Below are 7,191 nucleotides of genomic sequence, written 5' to 3'. Positions count from 1 at the left end.
AAGAATGCAGACCAAGACAAAAAGGATGCATACGACAAAGCAATAGAAGATGCTAAGAAAGTACTTGAAAACAAAGATGCTACTCAAGAAGAAGTAGACAAAGCAAAAGATGCATTAAAAGCTGCAGAAGAAGCTTTGAATGGCAAAGCAACTCAAGAAGTTGATGCTGACAAGGTTGACCCAGCAGTTCCTGGTAAGACTAAGGTTGAAGATCCTTCTAACTTAACTAAGGATGAAAAAGAAAAGGTTAAGGAAGCTGTTGAAAAAGCTAACAAGGATAAATTCCCACAAGGAACTAAGGTTGAAATCGGAAACGACGGATCAGCTACTATCACTTATCCAGATGGATCAAAAGACACTATCAAGGGCAGTGATTTAGTTGAAAAGATCGCCGATGCACCAACTAGACCTTCTAAACCTTCTAAACCTTCTAAACAAGACAAACCAGCTAAGAACTTACCAAAAGCAGGTATTGAATCAGAAGCTATGATGATGGCTGCTGCAGCACTATCTACTTTAGGTGGATTGTATGTTTCAAAGAAGAAAAAAGAAGATGAAAGATAAATTATAGATTTTAAATCTGTAGTTTATTGAAATCAAAATACCCGATCGTATGATCGGGTATTTTTGTATGTAAGAATATTTGCTATCGAAAAATCTTAACAAAAAAAGAGCCGTGTTACAGGCTCGCGTTGCTTCGTTGAAGATATTTCTTAAATTTTGTGAGTTCTTCTTGGTTGTTGATTTGAATCCATTTGTGTGAGTAGTGTTTTTTCATGTTGGCGTAGTTGTCGCGTTTTTCTTTGCTACGTCCATCTACAAGTATCCATTTTATGAATTCAAAGTCTAGTTTTTCGGGGCAATTGTCAGCCATGCTTTCTCTGGTTTTGCCACGGTATTTGAAGTAGCGTTTGATGGCTCTTGCTAGACAATTGAATCTGTTGAAGTTGAGAAATATTATGATGTCAGAGAGTGCTAGTCTTTCTGTTTTCTTTAATTTGTTGTAGTTTCCATCTATTACCCAATCGTCTTGTTTCATAAAATTTTCTACTATGTTAATCGCTTCGTCGAGGTCTCGTTCTTGCCAATTTTCTGTGTGATTTACTTGGTCAAGGTGAAGCAATGGAATATCGTATGTTTGTGATATGTCTTGTGCAAGTATTGATTTTCCGGATGCTGAATATCCGATTATTGAAATTTTCACGTTTTTCTCCTTAATTTTAGTATGATCATCTTCTATTATTATATATAATTATGAGGGGGTTGTCACGTTACTATTTTTAGTTTTAATGGTATAATATAAATAATGATTTTTACAGATTTTTATGTGTATAAAAGTCTTAATATATGTTAAAATAATAATTGTTAATTAGGAGATGATTGTATGAAGAGATTGATACCTATTGCGATTTTGGTTTTGGTGTTGACGACGGGTTGTTTGAGAAAACCAGAGCATTACGAATCTATGAGAAATACAGAAGTAGCAGAGTCTGTGGAACAAGAGTCTACAGAACAAGCTAAGCCTGAGGATTCAAAGCCAGAAGAAACTGCAGAAGAAAAGCCTGCTTCAGAAAATACGGATTCTAACAAACCGGAAGAATCTACTGAAAAGAAGACTATGAAGGTTACGACTGATGTTTTGAATATGAGAAGTGAAGCTAGCACTAATTCTTCTATCGTGACTAAGTTAAAAAAGAATGATGAGCTTAAGGTTATTGAAGAAACTAAGAATGATGATGGGGCTACTTGGGTTAAGGTTGATTTTAATGGTCAAGTAGGTTTTGTTTCTAAGGAATTTTTGGGTGAGTAAATGATTGATGTTAATAGCAAGATAATGGCGGACATGAAAAATGGTTCGAGCAACTTGGATCAAGCTATTGCCACTGCGCTTGAGTATGTCAGGCTTGGTTATAAAAAGGTTGTGAGCGCGTCCGAGATTTCTACGAATGGAAGAGTTTTATATGCTGATGAAAAGCAACTTCTTATCGATAGGATTAATGATGAGCTTGACTATCAAAAGATTGATTTGCAAGTGTTGTCAGGAAATTTGATGACTTGTGATCCTAAAATGGTGGAATATTTCAATGATGATTTGATTAGTTCGATTAATTATTCCAGATATATTTTGCTTGAACTTCCAAGTACAACTGAATACAAGGATTTGAACAAGCTTATTTACGATATCCAAATCAAAGGATTTGTTCCTATTATTGTTCATCCAGAAAGGTGCAAATACGTCCAAGAAAATTCAGATTATTTGATTTCCTTAAAGGAAAGAGACTGTTTGGTGCAACTGGACATGAATTCTTTGGTTAAACCAAAGAAAAGCAGATTGGCTAAGACTGCTAAGGAATTATTGGACAGACAAATGGTGGATGTTGTGGCTACAGAATCGGAAAATGCATACGGAACAGATTGTATTAGAGATGGAATAAAATCTCTTCATAAGATTATAGATGCTGATTATTTTGATTTGATTATGAGGCTTAATCCACAACTTATCGTGGAAAATGAAAGAATAGATAGAATTCCGATATTAAGCAAGAACAGCGGTGGAGTTTTGTCTAGAATTTTTAGTAAGAGGAGATAAGATGAGAGATAACTTATTTGTAAGAACTTTTAAAAATAGGTTTGTGCCTATTGTTTTGGTGACGTTTTTGTTCGGAATTGCTATGATTTGCTATGATGTTATGTGGGTTAGACCTGTGTACAGCGTGGATTCAAAGGTTGTAGTGAGTGCGAAAAGCGGGAATACTTCCACTACTCAGATAGAAACTGTGAAATCTTTGGTTAAATCGAGAATGGTGTTAACTGAAGTGAAACAAAACTTGAAATTGAAATCGAATGTTGAGGATTTTGGTAAGAAGATAAGCATTTCTGATGAAAACTCAAAGATAGTTAGTATAAATGTTGAGGATACTGTGATTCAACGTGCAAGAGATATTGCAGATGAATTGGCTGATATTACAGTTAAAAACTCTACTGACGAATATAAAGTTGAGGTTTTGGAATACTCTTCAGCTCCTTTAAAAGCTGTGTCTCCAAATTTGGTTAGAGATACTTTATTGGCTTTACTTATAGGGTTTTTGATTTCATTGATAATTTGTATGGTGAGGGAATCTCACGATGATGTCATGAGAGTTGATACTGATGTGGAAGATTTGGGAGTAAATGTTATTGGAGATATTCCATATGTTGATGAAAGGGGTGCTATGATAGATGAAGGATAAGGCTTTGTTTAATGAACAATACAAATATCTAAGAACTAATGTGAAGTTCGCAGGGGCAAATATTAAGTCTATCGTGGTTACTTCGGGATTTTTTGGAGAAGGTAAGACTTCTGTGGCTGCTAACTTGGCGAAAAGTTTCGCTTTGTCCAATCACAAGGTTGTTATTGTGGATATGGATTTGAGAAGACCAAGTTTGAGAAATTTCTACGATATTGACACTGAAATCGGCGTTACAAATGTCGTTGTAAATAAGATGGACTATAATCTTGCGATTAGTCACGACGAATCGATATGGGATTTGGATATTATTCACGCTGGAGCTATTCCACCAAATGCGAATGAGATTATTTCAAGTGAAGCTATGAAGAATTTCATCCGTATTTTGGAAGATAACTACGATTATGTGATTATCGATACTCCTCCAATCGAAGCTTATTCTGATGCTGTTGCGTTGTCAGCGATTTGCGATGCGACTTTGTTGGTGTACAAGGTTGGAGAAACTAAAAAGAGCGACATTGAAAAATCAATCGATTCAATTAGAAATGTTAACAGCAATTTGATAGGACTTGTACGTATTAATGAAAAGTAACTATAGGCTGACTGATTTTACACGAATCAGTTGGCTTATTTTTTATAGAGAGGTAAATTATGATTGAAAACTTACGAGAAAAATCTCAAACGGTTTTGTTGAAGCCTTCTATTAGGGTACTGTATCTGAGAAAACTACGAGATTCTGTGAAAAATCATAGAGAAGAGATAATCTCGGCTTTGAAGGAAGATATCGGAAAAAGCGAATACGAAGCTTTTATGACAGAGTATGCAACTGTGATGCAGGAGTTGAATTTCTTCATTAATAACACTGTAAAACTTGCAAGGGCGAAGAATACTTCCTTTGATTTGTTGACTTTTCCGAACAAAACAGAAATCAGAAACAGGGCGTTCGGTGTGTGCTTGATTATTAGTCCGTGGAATTATCCTTTTAATTTGAGTATGATTCCTGTGATTGATGCCATTGCCGCTGGAAATAGTGTTTATTTGATGATGAGTAGAAAAAATCCTAAGATTAGGGAGCTTATGAAAGAGATTTTGAATCCTGTGGAAGATGTCGTTCATCTTGAAAATGACAGAAGTTATGATGATGTGTTGGAAGAAGAGTTTGACTTTTATTTCTTCACCGGTAGTAAAAATAGAGGACAAGCTGTGTATAAAAAAGCGGCTGAAAATTTGAAGCCTTGTGTGTTGGAATTGGGTGGTAAAAGTCCTTGTATTGTGGACAAGGATGTCGATTTGGAAGATACAGCGAAGAAGATTTGCTGGGCGAAGTTCACAAACTCCGGACAAACTTGTGTGGCTGTTGATTATTTGGTGGTTGAAGAAAGCATCAAGGATAGGCTTATGCATTATATACTGAAGGAGATTGATGAGAATTATTCTGATATTTCAGAGATGTCTAGGATAAAAACTAAGGCGAAATACGATCAGTTCAGAAAAATCATGAGGGATAGAACGGACAGAATCGGTGGGAAATACCACGATGATGAGATGATTATTGAACCGTGTGTGTTTACTGATGCGACTTTTAATGATGAGATAATGAAAGACGAGATATTTGGTCCGTTGCTTCCTGTGATTTCGTACACTGATATCGATGTGATGTTGATGCACATAAGAAGAATGGACAATCCGTTGGCTTTTTATGTGTTCACTAAGGACAAGAAATTGTGCGATTATATCACTAATTCTGTGGGATTTGGCGGAGGATGCATCAATGATTGTATGATGCACATCTCCAACAACAAGGCACCTTTCGGTGGATTTGGAAATAGCGGACTTGGCCATTATCATGGCAAATGGGGATTTGACACTTTTTCACACAAACAATCGATCTATGTTTCCAGAAAAGTCGACAATCCATTTAGATTCAAACCATTTACGGACAAAAAGCTTAATTTAATGAAAAAATTCCTTGGCTAATTAAGACGAATACTACAAGATAAATTAGTGAAATAATTGGGATTGAGATGGTGAATTTCTTCTTGTATAGTTTGTGTTTGAAGATTATCATGGAGTTTAACGCTCCGATGAATCCACCGATTATGCACAAGAGTATCAGAACATTTTCAGAAATTCGGTATTTGTTGTGAATGGCTTTCCTTTTATCTATGAGGAAGGCTAGAAAAGTTATTAAATTTATTGTTAAAAAATATATACTAAACATTACATCACCCAAAATTATTGTACCATAAGGAGAGATATGAGATTAGATAGAATGCTTAGCGAGATGAAGATCGCAACGAGAAAAGAAATAAAACAAATGGTGAAAAAGGGGATAATCACGGTGAATGATGTGACTGTGAAGAAGTCTTCTGATCATATAGATGAAAATAACGACGTGGTGAAAATCTACGACGAGGTTATTGAGTACAGAAAGTATTTGTATTTCGTGATGAACAAGAGAAAAGGTGTGACGAGTCATTCGAAAGATCCTATGCACAAGACTGTGATTGACGATATGGGAGAACTTTGTGTGTTTGATTTGAATCCTGTAGGAAGGTTGGATTTGGATACGACAGGGCTTTTGATTATAACGAATGATGGAAAATTTGCACACAATTTGATATCTCCAAAGAAAGACGTGTCCAAAAAGTACAAGGTTACTTTGAGAGAGAAGGTTGGTGAGAAATACAACGACACATTCGAAAAAGGCATCAAGCTTATGCCGGAAGATATCATCACGAAACCTGCTACGATGGAAATTATCGACGACTATAATTGCTACCTTACTATAAAGGAAGGCAAATACCACCAAGTTAAAAGAATGTTTGAAAAAGTTGGCAATGAAGTTGTTGAACTTCAAAGAGTTCAAATAGGAAGTTTTAAGTTGCCAGAGGACTTGGAAGAAGGAGATTTCAGAGAACTTACTGATGAAGAACTCAAAATCCTTGGATTGGAAGAAGAATAAAGAAAAAATCTCAATTTAACTTAAAAGTTGAATTGAGATTTTATTTTGTGCGTCTTTTTTTGAGGACATATTTGTATAATGTGTCGAAAAACAAAAACAACGAATAAGCACCAGGGTCTATCACTCCAATGGAGTAAATCGCGTTGTGACGTGCTTTGCCTTTCTTGGCTGTCATTTCTGAAGTTTGTTCGCAAGCCATCTTGCAATCTACACTTATTTTTTTCATTAATTTAATTGTATTTTCATTTTTGTTTTTTTCAAAGCTTTCTGTTGCAGCGTGAATGCAATCTAGAATTGTCTTGTCATTTAACTTACAGTTTCCAACAAGTTTCACAGATTCGGTCGTGATTTTCAAAATTTCTCCGAACATATCACGGTCGATAACATCTACATCTGTAAGATATGCTGAAACCTTATCGAATACATAAGAGTAGATAGGGGATGTTGCACCTTTTACTTTATATGTAAATAGAAATGATAGATTACTGAATTGTGTTGATAGGTTTTCTGATTTGAAATCGGGAAAAGTCGTAAAAAGCTCCCTAAATCCATTATTCAGGTTAGAACCGTGGTCTCTGTTACTTAAATTCTCATCGAGCTTATTCAAAAGTGAACAATTTACCATCAAACATTCCTGATACATCGTAAAAACCTTGTAAATATCATCATTTGTAAATCCCATAAATACCACCTTTCTTACTTAATATTATACATGATTACAGAAAACTTTAAAAAAAATTCAAAAAACACTTGACAAGTATGATTTAGGAGCGTATACTGTAATAGTTGTCTGAAAGAGACGTAACAAAAACTTGATTAAGTTTACAAGAATTTAAAAAAGTTTTAAAAAAGTCTTGACAAGCTAAAAAAAGTATAGTATACTTTAATAGTTGTCACTTGAGGCAACGAAATAATTTAACAAAGAACCTTAATAAATTAAATAAAGTAAATACTTTGAGAGAAGTACAAACCAAACAATAATTCGGTGAGAATAAAAAA

10 protein-coding genes are annotated in these 7,191 nt (G+C 34.9%); 7 read left to right on the top strand and 3 right to left on the bottom strand.

All coding sequences use genetic code 11. From position 1 onward, the window contains the following. Positions 1-564 (top strand): LPXTG cell wall anchor domain-containing protein (locus GKG00_RS08725; RefSeq protein ID WP_154255085.1); only part of this gene is annotated, 564 nt, incomplete at its 5' end. A gap of 115 nt (positions 565-679) precedes the next feature. Here the strand turns inward: GKG00_RS08725 and GKG00_RS08720 are convergent. Continuing rightward, positions 680-1,204, bottom strand: a complete 525-nt coding sequence (locus GKG00_RS08720) for a DNA topology modulation protein (protein ID WP_346962838.1) — start codon at positions 1,202-1,204, stop codon at positions 680-682. A 180-nt stretch (positions 1,205-1,384) separates the two neighbouring features. Here GKG00_RS08720 and GKG00_RS08715 point away from each other — a divergent pair, with 180 nt between their 5' ends. From GKG00_RS08715 to GKG00_RS08695, 5 genes are read left to right on the top strand one after another with little or no spacing between them, the layout of a single operon-like run. After that, positions 1,385-1,810, top strand: a complete 426-nt coding sequence (locus GKG00_RS08715) for an SH3 domain-containing protein (RefSeq protein ID WP_154255084.1) — start codon at positions 1,385-1,387, stop codon at positions 1,808-1,810. Further along, positions 1,811-2,590, top strand: a complete 780-nt coding sequence (locus GKG00_RS08710; protein WP_154255083.1) for a CpsB/CapC family capsule biosynthesis tyrosine phosphatase — start codon at positions 1,811-1,813, stop codon at positions 2,588-2,590. Position 2,591: 1 nt separating this feature from the next. Further along, positions 2,592-3,230 carry a Wzz/FepE/Etk N-terminal domain-containing protein gene (locus GKG00_RS08705; protein ID WP_154255082.1) on the top strand — a complete coding sequence of 213 codons (639 nt, stop codon included), beginning with the start codon at positions 2,592-2,594 and terminating at the stop codon, positions 3,228-3,230. Further along, positions 3,220-3,819, top strand: coding sequence for a CpsD/CapB family tyrosine-protein kinase (locus GKG00_RS08700; RefSeq protein WP_154255081.1), 600 nt, complete (start codon positions 3,220-3,222; stop codon positions 3,817-3,819). Before GKG00_RS08705 ends, GKG00_RS08700 begins: the two co-directional genes overlap by 11 nt. A gap of 59 nt (positions 3,820-3,878) precedes the next feature. Continuing rightward, positions 3,879-5,204, top strand: a complete 1,326-nt coding sequence (locus GKG00_RS08695) for an aldehyde dehydrogenase family protein (protein WP_154255080.1) — start codon at positions 3,879-3,881, stop codon at positions 5,202-5,204. On the opposite strand, the gene GKG00_RS08690 is transcribed toward GKG00_RS08695, so the two are convergent. Then, positions 5,176-5,448 (bottom strand): DUF1294 domain-containing protein, encoded by a 273-nt coding sequence (locus GKG00_RS08690; RefSeq protein WP_154255079.1) that lies wholly within the window; start codon positions 5,446-5,448, stop codon positions 5,176-5,178. The genes GKG00_RS08695 and GKG00_RS08690 overlap by 29 nt on opposite strands. 36 nt (positions 5,449-5,484) lie before the next feature. Between GKG00_RS08690 and GKG00_RS08685 the strand changes: the two genes are divergently transcribed. After that, a complete protein-coding gene (locus tag GKG00_RS08685) occupies positions 5,485-6,192 on the top strand; it encodes a pseudouridine synthase (protein ID WP_154255078.1) in 708 nt (235 codons plus the stop codon). 40 nt (positions 6,193-6,232) lie between these two features. On the opposite strand, the gene GKG00_RS08680 is transcribed toward GKG00_RS08685, so the two are convergent. After that, on the bottom strand, positions 6,233-6,874 hold the full coding sequence (locus GKG00_RS08680; protein ID WP_154255077.1) for a dihydroxyacetone kinase subunit L: 642 nt from the start codon (positions 6,872-6,874) through the stop codon (positions 6,233-6,235). Positions 6,875-7,191: the final 317 nt, after the last annotated feature.

It is taken from the genome of Finegoldia sp. BIOML-A1, from assembly GCF_009678325.1.
GTDB classification, from domain to species: domain Bacteria; phylum Bacillota; class Clostridia; order Tissierellales; family Peptoniphilaceae; genus Finegoldia; species Finegoldia magna.
This window is presented reverse-complemented; position numbering and strand designations above follow the sequence as displayed.